The organism is Nodosilinea sp. FACHB-141 (assembly GCF_014696135.1).
Classification (GTDB): domain Bacteria; phylum Cyanobacteriota; class Cyanobacteriia; order Phormidesmidales; family Phormidesmidaceae; genus Nodosilinea.
Map to the genome: position 1 here is coordinate 44,849 of NZ_JACJPP010000029.1, position 21,154 is coordinate 66,002.

18 protein-coding genes are annotated in these 21,154 nt (G+C 50.8%); 5 read left to right on the top strand and 13 right to left on the bottom strand.

Features of this window, described 5'->3' with window-relative positions; translation table 11 throughout:
• Positions 1-30: 30 nt before the first annotated feature.
• A complete protein-coding gene (locus tag H6F59_RS25455; RefSeq protein WP_190707794.1) occupies positions 31-651 on the bottom strand; it encodes an NYN domain-containing protein in 621 nt (206 codons plus the stop codon).
• Between the two features lie 436 nt (positions 652-1,087).
• Here H6F59_RS25455 and H6F59_RS25460 point away from each other — a divergent pair, with 436 nt between their 5' ends.
• Positions 1,088-2,266 (top strand): DUF5919 domain-containing protein, encoded by a 1,179-nt coding sequence (locus H6F59_RS25460; protein ID WP_190707797.1) that lies wholly within the window; start codon positions 1,088-1,090, stop codon positions 2,264-2,266.
• A gap of 253 nt (positions 2,267-2,519) precedes the next feature.
• Here the strand turns inward: H6F59_RS25460 and H6F59_RS25465 are convergent, their stop codons facing one another.
• The 4 genes from H6F59_RS25465 to H6F59_RS25480 all read right to left on the bottom strand — a co-directional run bounded on the left by H6F59_RS25465 (position 2,520) and on the right by H6F59_RS25480 (position 5,039).
• Positions 2,520-2,774, bottom strand: coding sequence for a hypothetical protein (locus H6F59_RS25465; protein ID WP_190707800.1), 255 nt, complete (start codon positions 2,772-2,774; stop codon positions 2,520-2,522).
• Positions 2,755-3,264 carry a type II toxin-antitoxin system VapC family toxin gene (locus H6F59_RS25470; protein WP_199325984.1) on the bottom strand — a complete coding sequence of 170 codons (510 nt, stop codon included), beginning with the start codon at positions 3,262-3,264 and terminating at the stop codon, positions 2,755-2,757. Before H6F59_RS25470 ends, H6F59_RS25465 begins: the two co-directional genes overlap by 20 nt.
• A gap of 106 nt (positions 3,265-3,370) precedes the next feature.
• Positions 3,371-3,835: a DUF6876 family protein gene (locus tag H6F59_RS25475; protein WP_190707803.1), complete on the bottom strand. Its 465-nt coding sequence runs from the start codon at positions 3,833-3,835 to the stop codon at positions 3,371-3,373.
• A 1,003-nt stretch (positions 3,836-4,838) separates the two neighbouring features.
• Positions 4,839-5,039, bottom strand: coding sequence for a hypothetical protein (locus tag H6F59_RS25480; protein WP_190707806.1), 201 nt, complete (start codon positions 5,037-5,039; stop codon positions 4,839-4,841).
• A gap of 160 nt (positions 5,040-5,199) precedes the next feature.
• On the opposite strand from H6F59_RS25480, the gene H6F59_RS25485 reads away from it, so the two are divergent.
• Positions 5,200-7,563, top strand: a complete 2,364-nt coding sequence (locus H6F59_RS25485) for an NACHT domain-containing NTPase (RefSeq protein WP_190707810.1) — start codon at positions 5,200-5,202, stop codon at positions 7,561-7,563.
• A gap of 437 nt (positions 7,564-8,000) precedes the next feature.
• Here H6F59_RS25485 and H6F59_RS25490 read toward each other — a convergent pair whose 3' ends face one another.
• From H6F59_RS25490 to H6F59_RS25500, 3 genes are all read right to left on the bottom strand, one after another.
• The gene (locus H6F59_RS25490) at positions 8,001-8,375 is read right to left on the bottom strand and encodes a DUF6876 family protein (RefSeq protein ID WP_190707814.1); all 375 of its coding nucleotides are present in this window, start codon (positions 8,373-8,375) and stop codon (positions 8,001-8,003) included.
• Between the two features lie 328 nt (positions 8,376-8,703).
• Positions 8,704-9,393 (bottom strand): hypothetical protein, encoded by a 690-nt coding sequence (locus H6F59_RS25495; RefSeq protein WP_190707817.1) that lies wholly within the window; start codon positions 9,391-9,393, stop codon positions 8,704-8,706.
• 606 nt (positions 9,394-9,999) lie between these two features.
• Positions 10,000-10,560, bottom strand: coding sequence for a hypothetical protein (locus H6F59_RS25500; protein ID WP_190707820.1), 561 nt, complete (start codon positions 10,558-10,560; stop codon positions 10,000-10,002).
• A gap of 2,224 nt (positions 10,561-12,784) precedes the next feature.
• On the opposite strand from H6F59_RS25500, the gene H6F59_RS25505 reads away from it, so the two are divergent.
• A complete protein-coding gene (locus H6F59_RS25505) occupies positions 12,785-13,405 on the top strand; it encodes a hypothetical protein (RefSeq protein ID WP_190707825.1) in 621 nt (206 codons plus the stop codon).
• Between the two features lie 1,114 nt (positions 13,406-14,519).
• Here H6F59_RS25505 and H6F59_RS25510 read toward each other — a convergent pair.
• The gene (locus H6F59_RS25510) at positions 14,520-15,377 is read right to left on the bottom strand and encodes a replication initiator protein A (protein WP_190632214.1); all 858 of its coding nucleotides are present in this window, start codon (positions 15,375-15,377) and stop codon (positions 14,520-14,522) included.
• Between the two features lie 191 nt (positions 15,378-15,568).
• Between H6F59_RS25510 and H6F59_RS25515 the strand changes: the two genes are divergently transcribed.
• Positions 15,569-16,336, top strand: a complete 768-nt coding sequence (locus H6F59_RS25515; RefSeq protein ID WP_199325985.1) for a ParA family protein — start codon at positions 15,569-15,571, stop codon at positions 16,334-16,336.
• Positions 16,326-16,802, top strand: coding sequence for a hypothetical protein (locus tag H6F59_RS25520; RefSeq protein ID WP_190707834.1), 477 nt, complete (start codon positions 16,326-16,328; stop codon positions 16,800-16,802). The genes H6F59_RS25515 and H6F59_RS25520 overlap by 11 nt, the downstream gene beginning before the upstream one ends.
• Positions 16,803-16,867: 65 nt before the next feature.
• Here H6F59_RS25520 and radC read toward each other — a convergent pair whose 3' ends face one another.
• The 4 genes from radC to H6F59_RS25540 form a co-directional block, all read right to left on the bottom strand.
• Positions 16,868-17,731 (bottom strand): DNA repair protein RadC, encoded by an 864-nt coding sequence (radC, locus tag H6F59_RS25525; protein WP_242021699.1) that lies wholly within the window; start codon positions 17,729-17,731, stop codon positions 16,868-16,870.
• Positions 17,732-18,079 carry a hypothetical protein gene (locus H6F59_RS25530; RefSeq protein ID WP_190707838.1) on the bottom strand — a complete coding sequence of 116 codons (348 nt, stop codon included), beginning with the start codon at positions 18,077-18,079 and terminating at the stop codon, positions 17,732-17,734.
• Between the two features lie 511 nt (positions 18,080-18,590).
• Entirely contained in the window at positions 18,591-19,496 is a 906-nt protein-coding gene (locus H6F59_RS25535; RefSeq protein ID WP_397194754.1) for a formylglycine-generating enzyme family protein, read from the bottom strand.
• Between the two features lie 687 nt (positions 19,497-20,183).
• Entirely contained in the window at positions 20,184-21,023 is an 840-nt protein-coding gene (locus H6F59_RS25540; RefSeq protein WP_190707844.1) for a formylglycine-generating enzyme family protein, read from the bottom strand.
• Between the last annotated feature and the right edge of the window lie 131 nt (positions 21,024-21,154).

Sequence of the window (21,154 nt, forward strand, 5' to 3'; positions counted from 1 at the left end):
CCCCCATTAACGAATTACCTAGCTTCCGCGCTATTGTTGGCGGGGCTTACACACACCAGGCAGTGTCCGCAGATCAACAAAGGCATCTACTTCGTCTTTGATTTCCTGAGACGTGCTGTTGGGAAACCCCCAAACCTCTACTCGCTTGCCAAGCGATCGGAGGTACCTAAAGGCGTGGAGGTAATCGAGATCTCCGCTCAGGACGACGCAGGTGTCAAAGCGCTCTGGGTGGGCCAGAATGTCAGTGATAAGCAAACAATCAATATCGGGATGCTGCTTACCGTTTTTAGGCCTTCCTGGGAGCGCCTTAATCGTGGTGTAGCCAGCAGATTCAATCTGCTGTAGGAAGCGCTCATGCTCCGCACTAATTCCAAAGGCCTGAGTAAAAAAATGAGCTTCTGCAACACCCTTAGTCCCCTGCCCAGCCTGCCGCAGCACTTTATCGAAATAAACATGCACGCTATTCTCACGCGCAGCTGCCAAAATATTGGGGTTATCAACGGCAAGATAAATTCGCCCACGAGGGCCATACTTGAGTTGTCGTTGTTGTTGTTGAGCTATCAATAATAATGGGACCGAAACCCTGCTAAGTACTACCGCTATCAGGGCGACAACCGAATCATGTATCGCAACAACCAAAGCATCTAGCATTCGCCGTATACTCCACTTTCGTTTGGTCTAGTTGGTTTATCTGCGTACACAATCTCGCCTTCTACTCTGTCGAGTCGAAGGGAAAACAGGCTATGTACAGCACACGCTAGGGTGAGCTTGGGGAAAATCTAAAGGGGCAAGTGATGAACCTTGCACATTGACACCTATCCGTTGGTCCCACGCGTTGTGGGTAATCCGACATGCAGGTGGGTTTAGTTAATTATGAGCACTGGGGAGACGAGCTTTTGAATGCATAATGCATCTCCTGAAATCAGAGAACGTTTGATCAATCCAAGGAAACTCTTCCCGTGAAGCTGTCCTCATAAGCTTGATTACTAAAACTCAGCGGCTCAGTCGACAGATTATGCTCTAAGAAGGCTAGTACATTAAAACTAGCTTTCAGAGATGAAATTAGCATAAACCATATTTTTGCTGTGTGGAAGCAAAACTAGTACAAGCACTTCGTTTGCTACCAACTTGGACCGCATTCTCAACTTGTGCTTCACGTTGTCTTAAAGACTTCAAAAACTATGCTGGCCAGCCTATAAAGATTCCCGGACAAAGGATTTTGCAATGTGAAACAGTGAACAGCACACCGCAACTTGGCCCCAACTTGGGCTTCCCACCTTATCTTATGGCAGACCCAGTCATCACTTTATCGGAAGAAGAATGTGAAAGGCTTCGGCAGGACTTCCGCGATACGTTCGCAGGAGCAGGTTACGTAAATCACACCTCCTTTATAAAGAAATGTATCGAACTTAAACATTGCACCCAAGAAGACGTGTGTACGGCGAAAACCTGCAAAGCCATAAGCCATCAAACTCGTCGTAGTTTCCTTTCAAGTACTTCGGTTCGGTTCCGTCAATCAACAGTCGAAGTACTCTGTAAATTTCTTTACCAAAAGTCATATTTTGAGTGGAAGCAATCGATAGAACTACTTCCTCCACCAGCTGAACCCCAACAGAAAACAACCTCTCGGTCTGGCTTTGTGCAGATTCACTCCAAGGTCGAATATTACAATCAGGCTGTTTCTATACTGCAACAAGCAACGGAAGAAGTCTGGCTTTATGATTATTCTTTGGAGATAAGTCTTAGTCCTACAGAAGATGAATTTCTGCAATGTCTGCATAGAGGGGTCAGCATAAACGTCCTTTTTCTAAATCCTGAAAGTGAGCAGATTCCTAACCTAGCGCGCCTTTTGAATGAGGAAGAAAGTATATTGAGGAATGCTTGTAAAAACAGTGTCGTTCGTGCACTTCGACGTCTTAAGCAATTCCACTCGGATTTAGAATCCCGAAATAAAAATTATCATAGAGCATTCAATGTAAGGGTAACCGAAGATCTACCACGCCTAGGTGCTTATCTTTATGATCCAGAGAAAAGCAGTGGCAAAAGTTTCTTCCTACCATCAGTTAATCGGGTTCCTACGATGAAGCTCCCTATATTTGAATTTCAAAACCTGCCCGAAGGTGTAAGCAGTCTTTACATGAAGGGAATCAGGAAGGAATGGGCAGCAGCAACTACACTCCACAGTTTCCTTACCCAAAATCCCCACCATTTAGAGGAGCATTATCCAACGTTCTTTTTGGATTATCCAGAACACCCTGAGAGCTAATGTCAGTTAATCATGTCTAAAAGGTTGTAGTGACTTTTAAAGGAGCCTTTAAGTCACCTTGGCAGTTGCTCGATCTCAGAGCACTTTAGTGCATTGGTGTGGGGACTCTAATTGGCTAATAAATGGGGCCTTAAGGTGGTTATCAATTGGTAAATACGCTGGTAAGTCGGTGGGGAGAGCTGGGGTAAATGACTGGTGAATTACCCAGAATCACCCAGTGAGTACCCTGTAGGGTACTCACTGGGTAAAAAACTCACGACGATTCAGTTGCTGATTGATCAGGCTTCTTACCTGTAACACCAAAAGGTATTGTGTCATCATCATCATCATCTTCGGGGAAAGACACAAGCTTACAACCACCTTCCGCCGCACGCCTTTCCTGCTGCTCTATCAAATCAGCCACAATAGCATCGACATCGTAGTTAAATTTTTGCGCGTGCACGTCACGCGCTTCGCGTACCTCAGCGATTATTGAGTCTTCCCTTTGATTAACTTGTTCCTTCGACATAATCCCACCAATCCATCAACTCTAAAGGTGTACATATTGAGGGCATTAAATACCCTGCATCACCGCATACCTTACGAATAGCTCGTTCCATCAATGCATTTGCGATATGTTTACAGTTCCACGTAAGCAAAAAATCAATCCCATTAACGGCAGCAAGCGCAATATGAACAGCATCCTCGGCGGCTTTTTGAGGGACTATACGTCGTTCCACCAATTGTTTTGCAAGATCCGCTGCTCTTGCATCAATAGTGAGAGATTCAATTTGAGCAATCAACGAAATTCTCCGATTCCGGGCTTCGTCATCACCTATATTCGCCTCCTGGTACACCAATTCCGAAACAAATAATCGGTAATGGGCTCTCTGAAGCGTCCACCACTCAGACGTAATTTCTTGATGAGCGGCTATAACTAAATCCCGACTACCCTTGCTCGCCAAATAGCTCACAACACTTGTTTCAATATATACAAACGGCTTTCTAGTCATATTCATATTCGACCCTGTGTAGATAGACTCCTCCGATAAACAAGGAACCATCTGTTCAATCAAGGCGAGGCCCCCGCATAGAGGGAGCCTCGCCACTTAATCATTCACAACTTTAGTACTCGCTCGGTAACAGAAGAACTCCGGTGCTTGGCCTTAAGAAACCCAAGTCCTCGTCGCCATTCTTCTTTGAGCGGGCCTCCCAGTGGCACCACATATGGGCTAAGTAAAAGCGCATCTGTGAAAGCGGAAAGTCTGTGTAGCCGATTGTTTGTTCAACGACTACATCATTTTCATCGCGCTCACATCGCATCACCGCACCAGAACCGTGCTTATCCTTCTCAAACGTCCAGAACTGCATATCCTGAAGCCTCTTATTCTTCTTCACCTTCGGATCCGTTTGCCAAGAACCAATCACGGTGAGCATCCAGAGAGCCTGGCCACGGTGCACCACGTGGCGCACTCCGTCGGTGTAGACAAACGGATGCCACGGCATTCCCGTTTTCCAGTACTGTTCAGTGCATCTGAACTGGCGAAGGTCTTCCTCTCGAAGCGAACCCTCGGTATAGTCAGCAGTCATAGCAATGCCTTTTTTTGGGGCCATCCATAGTCGGTTGTGCGCTTGTGGATGGCCTCGTTTCTTTCTTTGGGCTCACTTCCGAAACTCGTTTTCGGAAAGTGTGCCGCGCACACTTTCCTTAACAGCTGGATTTTTTAAGGCTGGGTGAATCGTCAAGGGGAAGCTTCACTAGAGAATTTTGGGGGGTACCCGCATGGAGCGAAGCGACAGGTGGGGGGAGCCAAAATTGTCTAGTGAAGTCCCTTGACGAGAGGGGCCGCCGTAGAGGCCCCTTTCCTAAAGGAAGCGTCCACACAAAGAACAGCAGTGGAAAGCGACCACAGCAGTCCCAAAGCAGCACTTTATTCCCACAAAAACAAAGATCTCGAAGGTTTTTGCGGGCAGTGCATTCTTGCCAGGTAAAAGGCTCCGCTGCTGCTCACGTTACCCGGAGCAACGCTCCAAAGAACTTCTCCTCGCGTGAGGGATCGGAAGGGGCCGCCTTGGCGGCGTCCGCTAGGACCGAGCGTCGTCTCGACGACGCGAAGCCCTGGAAGAGCCCGGTCCCCTGACAGCAGTCAGGGGGCACGCCCTACTCTTTCTTCCCATTAATGCAGTTCTTTCTCATCTATGGCTTCTTACTTCCTATCTGGAACTCGCTTGACTCAAACACCATACGGGTCTTTCGACTTCAAATGGTGACCAGAGAACGGCTCCTCAGACGAATGGTTGAAGCAGAATAGAGAAATAGAGCGAAACCTGAGGTCGACGGCTACAAAGCGACTTTTGGCAAAGCTTTGAGATCATAATCTGGTGGGCCTAACGAGAGTTCATCAGGACCGCGCTCATACTGCTTTAACACGTTGGTTAAGTGCCTTTTCAAAATTCGGGTGAAGAACCCCCCAGTTTTGCACTAGGGGCAGCATTACAAATCGACCTATTAGCTAAGAGACGTTTGCTATCTCGGCCCACATTTATCTCAGATAATTGCTAACCCTCGCTGGTAAACCTGAGACATCAGAAATTAAGGATTCGTGCTGTTGCCTTCATCATTATCGTCAAGCAACCCAAAAAGCGCTGTTGCCCCAGCGATCGCGATCGTGTTCGTCGTGTTACTCAGCTGTTTTTGAACATCGGTGGGGTTAGGCAGGGTACCGATGTAGAGGCTGATGCCAGTGGCGCTGGTGGTGATAACTGTAGCAAGAGTAAGTAGTGTTCTTTTCATTGTTTGGTTACCTGGTCAACTTACTCTCAGTCTGTCAAAGCCCTATGGAACAGGCTGTTCAGCACTTGTTCAGCCAGTGTTCAGAGTTGTTCACGAGTGTCCAGATGTGTCCATGTGGATAGAATGATGACCAGGCTGGAATAGCGGAGCAGTGGGATGGATGGAGCGATCGCGCAAGTTGGCTTTGACAAATTGGACACAAGCGAACGATGCATTGAATCTATATTTCGAGGGCAATAAATCGAAGCTGACAGAGCACGTTAAGATGTCCCGCACCACCATCACCGCTTTTTTCAATCAAAAGCCTGTGCGTGAAGCGAAGTTCCGTAAGATCTGTTTAGCTTTGCGGCTGAATTGGCAAGAAGTTTCTACGGTTCAGGCGATTCCTGCGGAGAGCTTTGCTAACGCTTCCCAATCCGAAAAGGAGACTGCTACACTCCAGCACATTCGAGAACATTGCCGTCAAAAAATCTTTAACCTTCACAGTCGGATGAGATTGCTGAGTGGGGAGGAGATTGGAGTTGATCAGCTTTATGTCGATGTCTGGTTGCTGAATCGCTCGCCTCGTACCTTTCAGGTGTCTCAAGATAAGCTGCTGCAAACCTTTGATTTGCGGAACGATCGGCTGGGGTTAGGCGATCGCATCAAACGCAATCCGAGTTTTGAGGTTGCCAATACTAATGCAAAACTTCTGATTCTGGGTAAACCCGGTGCAGGAAAAACAACCTTTCTCAAACACTTGGCAGTGGACTGGTGTAAGGAACAGTTTCAGCCAGATCTGATTGCGGTCTTCATCGAACTTCGTCGCATTCGGGATGGGGAATGGAAGTTACTGAACGCGATTCGCCAGGAATTGGGACTGGAAACTTCAGAGCAAACTGAAGAGTTGCTGAAGCAAGACAAACTCCTGGTGCTGATGGATGGATTGGACGAAGTGCCAACGAGTGAACTGCGACGCAAGGCCCAGAATCAATTTCTAGAGATGGCAAATCAGTATGCCAATAATCGATGGATTTTGACCTGTCGCACCCAGATTATTGCATCGATTCCGGATTGGCTCACCTCAGTGGAAGTAGCAGACTTCAGTTCAGAACAAGTGCAGCAGTTTGTCCAGAACTGGTTTCAGGCAAGCGGAGAATCGGATGCAGAAGTGTTGCAGCAGTGGGAGAGGCTCAACAATGCCGTAGAAAAGAATCCGGCACTGAGGGAGCTGACAGTGACTCCGGTGTTGTTGAGTCTGATGTGTTTAGTCCTCCACGACGAAGGAGAAATGCCCCCACGAATGACTGATCTTTACAAAAGAGGGATTCGGTTACTGCTAGAGAAATGGAATGATACCAAGGCAATCGAAGGGTGGGAGGTAGGTAGTGACACCTACCGAAAATTAAGTGTGGAGCAAAAAGAATCACTACTGCTTGAGATTGCCGCCCGCAAATTTGAGAACCCAAAGAACTTTGTTTTATTTGAACAAGCAGAGATTGGCACTCAGGTTGCCCAATTTCTCCACCTCGCTAGCCACAAAGAAGGTGTTGCAGTCCTGAAAGCAATGGAAGCTCAGCACGGGTTGCTAATCGAACGGGCAGACGAATTGTGGTCTTTTTCCCACCTCACGTTTCAGGAACATTTTACCGTTCAATGGCTGACTCAACTGTCCCCAGCACAACTGGCCGAGAAGATTGCAGACTCGCAATGGCAGCAGGTTGTCGAGCAATTAGTGAAATCACAGCAGCCTGCCGATCGCTTATTGCGCCTGATTAAACAATCCATCGATCGGTCAATCGCAGGTGAACTAACTTTGAATCGATTTTTAAACTGGGTTTTGCAGAAAGCAGGCTCGATCCGAACAAACGATAAACCTGCCGCCCTTCGGGCCTTCTATTTTGCCTTCGGTCGCGACCGCGCCCGCGACCTCGACCTCGACCTCGCCCGCGACCTCGACCTCGACCTCGCTCTCGCCCTCGACCTCGCTCTCGCCCGCGCCCTCGACTTCGACCTCAACTTCGACCTCGCCCGCGACCTCGACTTCGACTTCGACCGCGCCCTCGACTTCGACCTCGACGACCTCCTCGACGACCTCGACCCCGGACTCGACCCCGGACTCGACCACGCCCGCGTCCGCGCCCTCGACCGCGCCTTTACTCTTGACCGCGCCCTCGATCGCGCCCGTGTCCTTGACGATAAACTTGCAGTCAAACTGGAGCAGTTGAAAACTAGATTACCTTTATCAAAAAATTGGCAGCACTTTCAGCAATGGTGGCAAGCAGAGGGTCGACAGTGGCTGGAGGACCTGCGGCAGGCAATGATTGAGCACCGCAACATAGGGCATGACTGGCAGTTTAATCAGCAACAGAAACAACAACTGCAACGCTACTACGATGCCAATCACTTCCTCGTTAAACTAATGCAAATTGAGGGTGCAGTGAGCCCAGATGTTCGAGCTGACATTGAAGATAGCCTGCTGCTACCCTGGGATGAACTGCAACACCGCTATCCAGATATTTATGTCTATAATTCCCTCAATTAAAACTTCAACCTAATATGAAATCCTACTGTGGGAGCGAGAGCGAGCGTTGCTGAATATTGGAATGAGTTGTTGAGGCAGCGCACCTCATGAAACTTTAGATAGAGCAGTAGTAAGCGGAGCGAGTGTGCCAGCAAAAAGCCCCTAGGTAAATAGCCAGAGGCCGCATTAGGTGGATCGCGCTAGATACAGGTTCCTGAGGATATACCAAAGTCCTGCGATGATGGCGATCGCACTCGCTAACATAATTACAATCTAGGCAAAGAGGGCTGCGAACAGCAGTGGTGCTCCGATTCATAGGGGCGCAGTTGCGCCTAGTGCCAGAGCCATAGGGGCGTTTGCTAGAAAACAGAGCACTAGACCAGGGGATCATGCAGGGGAGCAGCGAAAAACCTTCACACTCCTACCACCTGCATGACAAAGACGGCTCTCTCACTGGCTCAATACTCAGAAGGGAGTAGCACTACCCCATTCTGAAAGTAGAGCCGAAGTTGTTTGAGCGGAAAATCCGTAAGTGGAATCCGTTGGGAGACTGCGACATCGTCAGTATCCCGCTCACAGAACATGGTAGCTGAACCATCATCGTGAACGATGAGCTTCCAGAATTGGATCTGCTGGAGCATAGGATCGAGAGCCACTTGCGGATGCAACTGCCACGCAGCAATCACATCGATAATCCAGTACCCACCGCCTCGCTCCGCCATGTACTGCACACCATCGGTGTACAGCACGCCTAACGGGTGCTGGTAGTACTGTGATGTACCGGTAAACTGCGAAAGCTCGTCTTCAGTCAGCGAATATGGTGGATTCGCCATCGGCTAAAACCCTCTCTACACGCAAAGGACATTCCTGCTAATACCGCAGGCCCATGCGGAAGATAAAAAACCCTCAATAGGAAAAAACCGTGGGGCTATCTACCCTGCATGGTCTCCTGGCCCAAGGAGCTACAAGCCGACTTCTACCCGTGTCGATATGGTGCGCAGTGAAAATAACGAAATGTGTAGTGGTGGTTCAAGAAAAAAGTGAGTTGTCTAACCCTGTGTGCAAGAAACGTCACTACCCGCCGATTTGGATAAGAGTGGAGAGGCGGTCTAGATCACCCCTCGGTCGGTCGGTCAGTCGAACGAGGGTTATCTTTGGTTGTCAGCGAAGCTGCGCTACCTCAAGAAGGAGTCTTTTCACCCTGCCAATAGCTGAACTACCTTCCCAACCAAGATGAGAAATAAGTAACTCTTCAAAATCCAAATCTGCAATAAGTCTTCTCGCCTGCTCCCCCAGGAACGACCTTACCGTGACAGGAGCTACGGCAACCTTAGAGAGTAGGTCAACACATCCCTCGATCACCAAGAGAATGTCTTCAAGATCGTGAGCGGTACGCCAATCGCTTCCTCCGCGATCCCTGAGGGCTGCAAACTTGGTCGCGAGAAAACATGCGATAGGGAAAACAAAAATACTCCGACCGCTCGGAAGAACTCGCTCTTCTTTAAGACGAAGCCCTTGCACATACCACTGATGAATAAATCCAAGTATCAGACCACTTGTGGGCATCACATCTATCTTCAAGTCACCAATTTGCCAACGACAGATGCAAGGTGACGTGTGATCCTGCCTCAGACCCAACCCCCGAAGCTCCTCCTCTAGCTCGGCATACTGATCTAGTGAAGTGATCTCAACAACACAATCAACATCCTCAGTGGGCCGTAGAGGGATGGCAGCAGTTGCATCAACGTAAAGAGCTGCAACTGCACCACCAACAAAAGCGATCTGATTGAGGAGAGGCTCCAACACACTGGATGCTTCTTCTAACATTGCAATTGCGCCGCTATCACCCATCACACCGCCAGTTCCCGAAGGATTCTCGATCTAAGTTCCTGCTCTGCTAGCTTTCGCTCCCGCACCCTCCCAATCCGAATCGCGTCACAAAGGGCCAGTAGCTCATAGAGCTTTGAGCATCTAAGCGCTGCTGAAGGAACGCTTGGGTAAAGAGGCCGTAAGGCATGTCCCCTAATGGACCCACTCTCGTGAGCCCACACATAGTGATCACCCGCTGTAGTCATAGTGAGCAATGCAACAAGAGGTGGAGCTGAGTGGGCGGTCGGGATCCCACGAGTCGCAGCTTCTACCTGAGGGGGAAAAGCATACTTGAGCCCATGAACCAAAAATTCAATGGCGTTGAGCACGAGAGGCTTTCGCGTCTCAGCCGCGATAAGCCGGGAGGACTGCAACCGCGATAACCCATGAGAAACCTCAGAGGCACTCACCTGAATTCCGTGGGCAAGGTCAATAATGCGACACTGCTCTTCCGGACAAGCCAAGAGCTTTAAAAGCAGCAAAACGTCTTGGGGTTTTAAGGGTACCGATTTAGAAGCCATCGATGTAGGAATACCCTAACTACCGACGATTTGCAATTCGCGAATCGCGAATTGCAAACACCACCCCTCAAACCAAAATCCCAACCATCCGCCGGTTCGGATGAAGGGCCGAGAGACCAGCCAAAAATTCTCGGATAAATTTGGGCGATACCCGACTCTGCATCCGTACTGCAAGCGCCACCCGATTTCCAGGCGTTAGGCCAACCACCACTGTCGCTGGGGGCAGCAGCGAGACAAGCCCAAGCTGACAGGTCGTTCGGTGGGTCACCAGGTACAAGAGCTCCCGACACCGACCCTTTCGACACCGAGGAAACAATCGCCCTGTGGAACAGAGTTCCTCCACCTGCGCCTCAAAAGTAAGTCCCAACCGATAAAACACCCGCCGCACCGTATCTACCGAAGGGGGATAAGCCGGCAGCACCTCTCTAAGTTCGGTGACCAACTGGGGAAGAGTCCAGATGGAAGGAGTGCTGCTACCACTACTACCATGGCCCACGAGCCGACCAAGCAGCCGCACCCCATCCTCTTTCTCTATGCTCCAGGGAGGGCGACCGACGGGGCGCTTTACCCCCTGAGGCCCGTCCTTTCGTCTATCCGTCGGTGGCGGTACCGGGAGGAGCAGCGCCATCACTGCATCAAGTCCAAGTCCCAGGCGCTGGCAGATTTCCGGGGTTGTTACTCCTGTCGAATGAAGTGCACGCGCCGTTTCGCGTAAGCCAGAATCCATACCTTCACCAAAGAATCGGTAGCCAGCTAATGTTTATTGCGGCAAAGTCTACGGGTGTTCCACAGGTATGTCACCCCGAAAAGCCTCCTTAAGGAAGACCCAGAAGTATGCAGGAAAGCTTTTATTTCAAAGACTTAGCAGCCCCAACGCGACTCCAAAAATCGTCGTGCGATCGCGTCCTCCAAAAGTGCGTGGAACACTCTAAACCCGAAGCCGCCTTGGCCCCCGCCCAGTACGTTCATCAAAGAACGCACCTTTACCACCTAAATCAAACCTTATCCCACTGATCGCGCTCACTATTTTTCTTCCTCTCGCCTAATCTTCCGTGCTAAGGTCTCCCCCGGTTGGTTTTTTTACGGTTCATGGGGACATACCCGTGAGCTGTCTTTTTTTTCTTCGCGGGTGTGTCCCCGCCTTTCTCTCTCCCTCTCGTCGCTACTGTTGAGCGACACAGGCCTTCTGAGCCCATACTCCCCCGGTCTGCAACTATCTATTATCTCGTCACTTTTTCCTGTAAATCCTTAACCCCATGGAGTACCGTTCCTCGCCAGAGGCTGTGTCTACCAGTTCGCTTAAACAGAGCAACGAGTTCAGCTACCAGATCGTGTGACGGTGGAGCCCGGTAAACCTTGGCAACAATATTACCAAGCCAAGGCTAAGGGCGTGGGACTAACCCACCCACAACCCACTGCACCTTCGCGCCAGGTGCCTCGAGAGGGGCTTGCCTGTGCGTAACGAGGGCTTGGGAGACTAATCCCTTACTTGATGGAAGCAGCGTCTTCCGGAGTAAGGAGTAACCCTTCCATTCGACTCGGTGTTGTTTTAGCGGGAGGAATTCTCCCTTCAGTTGTTTTCTTGAAGGTTGGCGACCAGGGAATGCCTTGCGTCAGAGCGGCAGCGTAGTCGTCGCTTGTGCGTAAGGTCGTGGCAACCTGAAGGCTCCAATCCTCTTCGGGGGTAAAAGTGAGTCGTAGGGAATAGCAGTCGAAGCGGTGAAATCCACATCGGGCCACCGATGTGCGTCGGGTTAAACCCCGACTAATCCGTGGTATGGGACGAGCTGTAATGGCGCGTAACGTATCCCAGGGCCGGGAGGCTGGGCACAGTAATGTGGCCCACCGGAGGATGGTAACTTCGGGGACTCTGGAAATCAGAGCCGCTAAAAAGCTCAACGGTGAAAGGGGCACCAAGTTCACACAAATGAACCATGCCCTTCCTGGTAACTGCGTGAGAAGCTGATGCCGAACTGCAAAAACGGTGCGTGCTTGTAAGGGGGAGCTTTCCGCTTTCTGCCCCCGAAAACTGCAAGGTGAGTGGGTAAGCCACCAGCACGATTACCACTGCGGATAGTAATCCGCTAGCGACAGGATCTCACGTGGAACGACTGACACGAACTGGGGAAGGACTTCGAGGCTGGCGGGTGGTTCCCGCAAAGGTTGGCCAAACGCTAGGCCAACGGTCAAACCTCAAAGTCTGGGAGCGTGGCGCAAGTAGGTGGTCCCACTCGACGTCGAGTGGGGCGTGTCAGCGGGGGAGTAGGCTGCTCCCAATGGCATTCTGGATGCGGGGTGGTAGCCGCATCTTTTGAACAGACTACGAAAGCGCTGAGGGGTCTCACACGATCGGTAGTTCATCTCGCCGCTTCTGGGCTTACCAGGCACTCTGAAACACGGGTGCCTGGTAAACCAGCACGGCCATTAACAACAATTGTCTGCTTATTGCAAGGGAAGGCATATGGCAAAACGGAAACTCGAAAAGACAGCTCACTAGCTAGCAACCAAGACAGTTCAAACAACTGTTGTTTTTCAAAGCAAAACGGAAACAAACCTTGTCTTTTAGTTTTTCTAACTGATTGAAAAGACGCGGTTTGTTACTGCTTATAGGAAAGTGGATCCGGACGGCTCGACGCACCCAAAGGTTCGAGTCTTTGTCCACCCGACATACGGACGTATGGACGGACGCGTTCCCGCAGGCCCTGTCTGGTCTGCGTGTGGCTATCGTTTGTTCATTAGTTCGTTCGTTGAAGGGTAGGCATCCACAGGTTCTATAACGGCTTTTTGGTTGGTTGAGCCTATCAATCAACCTTCTCGGTGATGCCTATTTTACGAGGCTCTCTCTACTCTGTATGGAAGCACGTACTCTCGGTGATTTTCTCCGGCGCATCGCTATCGACTACGTTCGCCACGGCTGGTTCAGATACGCGGTAAGGACCATTCCTCATGGGAAAGACATGCTGGCTGTCGACGCCAAGATGAAAGCTACGTACGGGGTCACCTCATGCCGCACGACCCGGATGCGCAGCCGGAAAAAGGGCATCGCATCTGTCCAGTACCTGCGTTTCGGCCACACGTTCGTTCTGCTCGCAACAGATGGCTATCAGGACGCACTCGGCCGCATAACAATGCGGGATATTAGGGAATCTCCGCTTCACTTCGGCGGCTACTCAGTCGGGCTCGCCCGGGGCACAGTCGTTGTAGAAGTCGAGCGCAAGGTCTGGCAAGTAACTGAGGCACAGCTACACAACCTCTCACTTATAGGCAAAGAACCTCTTGAGAAAGCGCTATCATCTCTCCCCTTCTACCGCTTCCCAGGGGTAGTGCGGCAGAAACTCAAGCTCTTTCAAGCCATCAACCTAAAACGAAAGGCCGCAGGCCTTCCCCTGCTAACGATAGAAGCAAGTAAAGTCTTTCCACCACCTCCTCCTACGGGTAATAGACCGCGCCGAAGGAAGTCTCGCTTTGGGTAATGCATCGATCACCCTGATAAAACATAATTTTAAATATTTCCTATTTTCTAGAAAATATTTAATTTTCGCCATAGGGCTTTAAGCGAGCGGCTATTGAGTCAAAGCTTAAGCCTCTTTTAATTCATAGAAACTATTTTCTAGAAAATAGCTAGTTGGGATACCTGTTTCCTCTCTGACCCATTAGAACTTCGTCTCGCGTCCAAAAAGGTCCAGTGGGTGCTGAGCCCGCAAATGCCACTAGAATCGCTTCCAGCCTTTGCCCCTATTCTCCCCCTAGGCCCAGGGGAAATCGACGACCACAGAGCCTTCTAGAGGCTAAGAATTCTGTTGGCCATACCGATCCGAAGAATCCCGCCTCTGAGAAAGCCCAAATTGGTCCAATTGGGTACAGTTGGGGTTCTCCTGAAATCCAGGTTCAAAATCTAAAGCGTTGCTTTTGCCCCCGCTACTCCCAATCGGGTTTCTCCCAAAGTCTATTTTCTAGAAAATATATTATCTTGCAGACCTGGCTGAACCCTACAGACCGACTAAGCGCCTTAAAAGCCTGCCTTTCTGTGATTCAGACACACCTTCGTGCCTAAGAGAGCATTCCTTGCCTTCAGGGGGAGCCAGCTAAGAAGTTAAAAGGTTTTATAAGTTAAAAGAAACGCGCGCGCGAAGTTAAGGGATCCAAAATCACCTCTAACTACCTGTAATCACTTTGAGAAAAATTACTCTCGGTGGGTGAAATACCGAAGTCGCCACCGCCTCCGGTGGGTGAAGTACCGAAGCTTGAGCGCTTGTTGGTGGGTGAAATACCGATACAATCCACAGGTTGTTCACATGATACCAACAGGATATTCACAGCCCAAAGGATCCTGCCGATGGGCCAGCTCCTTGCACCACAACGAGGGGAGCAGCACATCTACATAAAGCCCAAAGCCAACTTTTCACCTAGATAATACAAACTATTTTCTATAAAATAGTTTGTGTAGTTCATTGCTGTAGGAGGATTTCCGCACCTCACAGTAAGCTGGGAGCCCCAACCCCAGAGGCTTTTGATTACTTTCTAGTTTATAGAATAAATTTCCTAGAAAATAGAAACTATGTTTTACTGCCCTTATTACCTTCCTACTTATAGGTCGAGGAACTGTCTGATAGCAGCTCTTGCCTGCGCTCGCTCACTTCTACATTGAAACAGTACCGAATCGGATGGCTCATCAAAGCTAAGAAGATAACCGGGTAGATGGTCGGCCTCACAGATATTCCTCGCCATGCGCCGAAACTCTTTGAGAGAGGAGCTAGAACCAGATTTCTTGTGTAGAAGAGCGAGTCCTACCTTCCACTGTGGCTGGCTGCCGCAGTGCTTGCGGGCAAGCTCATACAACCGCCTCTCTAAGCCTTTCCCCAGGCGGAAGTAATCGCGGTGCAGGGTAAGCACCTCTTGCGAGCACACTGCCTGAAAAAGCCACTCTGAAAGAGTCACCTCAACTGCCACCATACGAGCATGATTAGGACTCTTCTCGATAATCCGGTAACTCTCAATTAACCCAAACCCCTCACGGAACCGGCGGCCACCCACCACAATATTGGTGAAAATCTTCGTCCCCGTAAGCCGCTGGAAGGCCTGTTCCAGGAGCTGGTAGCTTCGTCCCCCGGTATCGCGGTTAGTAGCGACCAAAAAATCATAGGCTGTGAGGCGTACCGTTCTACTCACGTCACGCTTACGGTTGATAGCCTCCGTAAGCTGGCTCACGCAATAGATCAGGATGTCTTTGTCAAAGATTGTCGCAAGCCCAAGCACGCTCGGCACAATCTTAACCGTATTCCCGTTGTGCTCGTACAGCCGAATGCGCGTATCAGGGTTTTTCGCCAGCGTAAAAAGCGGATGCTCCATACTGCCCAGATCGTCCTTGGGCGCAGTATCGATGATGTCGCACACAAAAAAATCAAGCTGGCGGTGCCGATCAGGAAGGAGACTTCTATGAGCCATAGTGCGATCCCGTTGCCGAACCTTTAGGTGGAGACACCTCTTGCAGCCACTCACTATGAGGTACGGCCCATGCCCTGTCTATGCAGCTTCTATTTTCTAGAAAATATATTCTGTGTTGTAGAGTTTATTTTATAGTTTATAATTCCTATGTTTGGCCTTCTAACTACCGCACTTCTTTAAGGAGCAGGGCCGTGCCAGCACATACCATTGCCGTTTTTAACGCCAAAGGTGGGGTAGGAAAAACTTCTACTTCGTACAACCTCGCCGTTGGCCTCCAACGGTTCCACAACCTGCGCGTACTACTGGTTGATATTGACCCGCAAGGCCATGCTGGTGTCGCGCTCGGCGTTAATATTGCCGATCTACAGCACCGTATTGACGAGGTGCTGCAAGAGAAAGCCTCTATTAAAGACACAATCGTTAAGACCGAATCAGGGGTTGACGTGGTCCCCTCAAATATCCTTCTTGCTGAAGCGGAAATTCCTATCTCTGGTCTTCATGGCCGCGAGGTGCTTTTAAGAAGGGCTATTTCCTCGGTCATCAACGAATATGACGTAATTCTGACCGATTGCCCTCCAAACGTAGGCATTCTGTCGGTTAACGCCCTCATGGCCGCTAAACAGGTGCTAGTTCCAGTCGATATGAGTTACCTAGGCCTCTTAGGAATTCCTGTAATTGAGCGAATCCTGGGCTTGATCCAAAACCGCCTCGAACATCCAATTGAGATTTTGGGAGTGTTAGCGACTCGCTATGATAGCCGTCTCAATATCGCCAAAGACGTGCTCGACTCCCTCGAAAAACATTTCGGTGATCGCCTGTTCGAAACGGTGATCCCTGAAACGGTCAAGATTCGAGAGGCTCCTAGCTTTCAGGCCTCCATCTTTGACCACGCTCCAGGTTCCTCTGGAGCCATGGCCTACCAGCAGCTAACGGAGGAGGTTATGAAGCGTGTCAGATAAACAATCAGCTAAGAAAAGGTCCGGGTTGGGAGATAGCCCTCTTAGCCTGTTCTCACCGACGACTGATCCAGAGGAAAGGGTACCTGCCCAGGTTGAGCCCGAACCAGAACCGGAATCAGAGCAGCTAGTGGAGAAGGTCGTCTCCATTGCTGCTAAACCAAGTGAGCTCCAAAAACCACTACAGTCCCCTACCTTGCAGGAAACAACACCAGAGTTTTTGGTGGGGGTCGAAGGAAGTGATAAGGAGTCTATTGGTCTTCAAGTCACACGCGATATCAATGACTGGCTCGATGAGGTAGTCAAAGAAGGCCGGCGCAAACACGGCAAGAAACTTAAAAAACAGGTCATCATCCAAGCAGGCATCGAGCTCCTTCGCGCAATGCCAGTCGATTGGACCGACATCGGCGACCTAGACGAACTGCGAGCTAAGCTCAGTGAACTTAAGGAAAGTTGCAGGAGAAAATAGAAGTTATTTTCCACAATCTATTTTATAGAAAATAGATTGTGGATAACGACTCCTCCCACTGCCTATTACGTTTCCTCCTGCCACAACCCCGTCGTCTCCCTCAAGCTCCGGTATGTGCCTCCGCCCAGAATGAGATGATCGAGCACCGGCACCCCAATAATGTTTGCGCCTTGAAGAAGTTGCCTGGTGAGGGCCAAGTCCTCTGGGCTCGGTTCAAGGCTCCCTGAAGGGTGATTATGCGCAACGATTATCCGTGCTGCTCCAGCTTTAAGCGCAGCCTGAAAAATATCCCTCGGATGTGCCAGGGTCTCTGTCTCCGTTCCTATCGTGAGCACTTTCGTTGAGAGAAGCTGATGCCGCACATCGAGGCACACCATAGCAAAATGCTCTCTGGGCTCCCACATAAGATACGGGGTAAGCGCCGCTACTGCAATTGCTGGATCATCCACAACAGTTCGATAAGCAGGAATGTGGTGAAACACTCGCTTCCCAAGTTCAATCGCGGCTACGATACTGGCTGCCTTCGCTAGTCCCACACCTGGCACGTGGAGTAGCTCCTCAACAGTAATCTTCTGAAGTCGCTTGATGCCGTCAGCAGCATCGCTATCGTGGAGAGTCCCCAGGAGCGCATGCGCTATCTCGATACTGGAGCGGCCCGGTAGTGCCTGCCCTGGCCCAACGAGAATAGATAAAAGTTCTGCTAGTGAGAGCGCCTTAGGACCCAATTGCCTAAGCCGCTCCCGAGGTCGTTCCTCTGCGACCATGTCTTTAATCCGAAGGGTGTATTCGGGCCTCGATAGATCCGCTGCCGCATAGTTGGCTTCGTTGCCAGTTTCAGAAGTGATCCCAAAGGCGAAGTGCTCAAGCGCTGAGGGGAGGGGAGGAGTAGGGGGATCGAAAGAAACGAAGTCTGGAGATTGCCCCGTCATTTATTCATTGCCCTTCGTTTCGTTGTGCTCCTCGGGCGTTTTCAGCACCGCCTCAACAAGCCAGACGGTAAACTGCTCTCGCTCCCGCTGGGAGAATCGCTCAAGAGCCTCAAGGAGGGCCTTAAACCGGAATCGTAGTAAGAAATAGCGCTGATCTTCTTTTGGCACCTCATTAAGCACCTTGGTCACGAGCGCTTCTACCTGGTCATCAAGAAGGACATCTCCCTCAGTCCCCCCTGGTCCTTCCACATCAAATAGACAGAGCTGCTCTGCCTGGTCGTTGTCTGGGCAAAATGTCGCCCCCGTAGTAGCGACCGCACCCGGCAGCGAGGAAGCGTTATTTCGCACTTACCACTCAATAATCTAGTCAATATCGCTTTTTAATTGCCCTGAAATAACGCTAAGTGCAAGAAGTTTTTCCGGGTTCTTAGCACTGGTCAAAGCCCGATCTCACAGGGGTAGCTGACTTCTGAATTGGTCAGTGAGCTGATTCATGGGGGCAGCTTAAATGGAGGAACAACAAGGCAAAGGCTTTGAAAGGTTACTAGCCCAAAGGATAAAAGATCACATCAACGCTCAAGAGCCCCTACAAATTTCATGGTCATACAATCAGTGCCTAAAATGCCCATAGTAGCCAAGCTGCGATTTGAACCCTTTTAGTTCCGTTGTAGTTGTCTTGATAGCTGCGCCAAGAGGCAACTAGCCGAGTTGCACATGAGGCAACTATTCAACCCTCATGCAGACAGTCACAGCCAGACCAGAAGGGAAGAGTCGAAAATTCGAGGCGCTGACACGCCAGGGGGAGCAAGCCCTATTTTTCTTTTTTAGAGCAAAAGTGCAAAAGGGTAAAGGGCAAGGGCTAGCCGGTAGGCAGATGAAGAGCCCTGGGGGCCGAACACACAACCCGAAAACCGAGAAAGTAGCTGAGGTAGTCGGGCACGTAGGGGTAGCGGTGCGCGGATTGGCAGTACCTCGGAAGGTCGTACCAGGAGCCGCCGCGTAGGATCCGTTTATCGGGATTTCCGCCTTCTATCCAGGCACTGCCGTCAGTCGGGGCACCTGCATAGCTGTCATGCCAGTGGTCTTGGCACCACTCATTGACGTTGCCATGCGTGTCGCAAAGGCCAAAGGCATTGGCAATGCCAAAGTGGTCTACAGGGGTGGTCTCTGCGCGATATTCTCCTTCAGGGCCATCGGCGTAGGTGGAGTTGCCTTTGTAGTTGGCCACTTCGGTTGTCAGGGTGTTGCCAAAGTAGAAAGGCGTAATGGTGCCAGCCCGGCAAGCATATTCCCACTCAGCTTCAGAGGGCAGGCGATATTGACGGCTTGTATGGGCCGAGAGACGGGCACAAACCTCTACCGCGTCGTACCAAGACACCTGCTCCACAGGGCGATTGTCGCCTTTGAAGCGAGAGGGGTCTGGATGTAGCTCTCGCTTGACCTGGGACATAGCAGCAACCACGCGCCACTGCGCTTGAGTGACGGGGTAGCGGCCCATAAAAAAGGGCGGCACCGTAACCTCGTGCTGAGGCCCTTCATCCTCCTTTCGCTCTGGCTCATCGTCGGAGGAGCCCATCAGGAAGGTGCCACCGGGCACTAGTACCATGTGCAAGGGCAGAGCATCACCCCCTACTAGCAGGGGCTCGACAAAGCCATGGGCGGTGCGGGGGGTGCGACGAAGGGTAAGCGCTGAAGGAAATAGAGAACGCTGAAGTGCTTGAATTTGTGGATCATTTAGGCTAGTAGTATCAAGCGCATAAAACAAATCACCTATTTGTCCTCTATGGTCTAAGAAGTCAATAAGTTGAGAGACAACGCCTTCATAGCTCGCACTGCTAACGACCTCGTCTAAGTTGAGATGTAAATATTTCTCCAGCAAAGACGCTAAGTCATCGCGCCCAGAAAATTTACTCAGTAGAACTTGTTGCAATTCGTGACGCTGTTGTGCAGATACCTCCATAGCAGTCTTTCTAAGCTTTCCTTGTTTTTAGAGATTGGAAGGCCAGCTGGTCTTCGGTTGCCCTACCAAAATAGCTGATCGGTTTAATTAGTGGATGCCCTGGGGCATCACCGGAGTAAGTCTGGGCTCTTCTGAGGCACGCCTGACAGATTCACACCTGCCAGTTCTGACCAACCACAAGGGCAATAGAAGAGTGCTGGGGGCCGCACAGACAACCTGAAAACCGATGTTGTTGTTATCTTTGCCGGGCTCGTTGCTGTTGCGGTACGTAGAACAGAAATTCCGTTGCTGGGCAACGCTGCGCGAACGGATTGTTGCTCCAATCGCCGCCGCGTTTTTGGGCCTACCCCAAGACTAGAATACAGCCAGTCACAGGCTGCTGAGTGCTGTATTCTGACTTCTGGCTTTACTCCACAGCAAAGACCGATGGCTGCTGATCTGCCCATTATTCAAAAGACCTACGACCTAATCAAAGGGTTTCCCGATGGGCGGCTAAAGAGTCCTGGGGGCCGAACAGACAATACGAAAACCGATGTAGTTGCTGCGAACGTCGGGCTCGTCGTAGGTGCGGAACGCGGAGCGGCAGTACCCCGGATAGGAGGACCAAGAGCCGCCGCGTAGAATTCGACTAGCGCTCTCAGTCAACCAAGCGCTGCCGTCGATGGGCGCACCCTTATAGCTGTCATGCCAGTAATCTTGACACCACTCCAAAACGTTGCCGTGCATGTCGCAGAGGCCAAAGGCATTGGCTCCCTCAAACTGGTTCACCGAAGTGGTCTCTTCGCGGTAGTCGCCTTTGGATCCATCACCATAGGAACCGGACCACTTGTATTCTTCGTTATCGGTGCCTCGGTAGTTAGCGAGCTCAGTAGTAATCGTTTTGCCAAAGTGGAAGGGGGTTGTGGTACCTGCCCGGCAGGCGTATTCCCACTCGGCCTCGGTGGGTAGACGGTACTGGCGGTTGGTCAAAATTGTTAGTCTGTTGCAAAATTCCACTGCGTCGTACCAAGACACCTGCTCTACGGGGCGTGGGTCGCCCTTAAAGCGCGATGGGTCAAATTTCAACTCCCGCTCTACGTGAGGCAGGGCGGCCACCGCCCGCCACTGGGCCTGGGTGATGGGGTATTTGCCCATAAAGAATTGAGAGAGGATGACCTCATGCTGGGGGCCTTCGTTATTACGTCGCTCTAGCTCGTCGCCTGGAGAGCCCATGAGAAAGGTGCCAGCAGGAATCTGCATTATTCGCAGGGACAGCACGCGATCGGCCAGAACTTCGTCGTAGCACCGATTGCGGCCCTGGCGTTTGTTGAGGGTGAGTTGGGGTGGTGCCATTAGAGCATCGAAAAATTGGGGGACGAGACTGGATTTTACTCAACACTAGACTGGATCGCTAAGGCTGGCACAGCACCCCAGGTTCTGGCTACGAAGGACTTTCGAAGCGCTAACGCACCAGAGGAGACAAC

Coding starts and splice junctions, on each gene's coding strand:
- H6F59_RS25455 (WP_190707794.1), bottom strand. CDS start 651: ATGCTAGATGCTTTGGTTGTTGCGATACATGATTCGGTTGTCGCCCTG.
- H6F59_RS25465 (WP_190707800.1), bottom strand. CDS start 2,774: ATGTCGAAGGAACAAGTTAATCAAAGGGAAGACTCAATAATCGCTGAG.
- H6F59_RS25470 (WP_199325984.1), bottom strand. CDS start 3,264: ATGAATATGACTAGAAAGCCGTTTGTATATATTGAAACAAGTGTTGTG.
- H6F59_RS25475 (WP_190707803.1), bottom strand. CDS start 3,835: ATGACTGCTGACTATACCGAGGGTTCGCTTCGAGAGGAAGACCTTCGC.
- H6F59_RS25480 (WP_190707806.1), bottom strand. CDS start 5,039: ATGAAAAGAACACTACTTACTCTTGCTACAGTTATCACCACCAGCGCC.
- H6F59_RS25485 (WP_190707810.1), top strand. CDS start 5,200: ATGGAGCGATCGCGCAAGTTGGCTTTGACAAATTGGACACAAGCGAAC.
- H6F59_RS25490 (WP_190707814.1), bottom strand. CDS start 8,375: ATGGCGAATCCACCATATTCGCTGACTGAAGACGAGCTTTCGCAGTTT.
- H6F59_RS25495 (WP_190707817.1), bottom strand. CDS start 9,393: ATGGGTGATAGCGGCGCAATTGCAATGTTAGAAGAAGCATCCAGTGTG.
- H6F59_RS25500 (WP_190707820.1), bottom strand. CDS start 10,560: ATGGCGCTGCTCCTCCCGGTACCGCCACCGACGGATAGACGAAAGGAC.
- H6F59_RS25505 (WP_190707825.1), top strand. CDS start 12,785: ATGGAAGCACGTACTCTCGGTGATTTTCTCCGGCGCATCGCTATCGAC.
- H6F59_RS25510 (WP_190632214.1), bottom strand. CDS start 15,377: ATGGCTCATAGAAGTCTCCTTCCTGATCGGCACCGCCAGCTTGATTTT.
- radC (WP_242021699.1), bottom strand. CDS start 17,731: ATGACGGGGCAATCTCCAGACTTCGTTTCTTTCGATCCCCCTACTCCT.
- H6F59_RS25540 (WP_190707844.1), bottom strand. CDS start 21,023: ATGGCACCACCCCAACTCACCCTCAACAAACGCCAGGGCCGCAATCGG.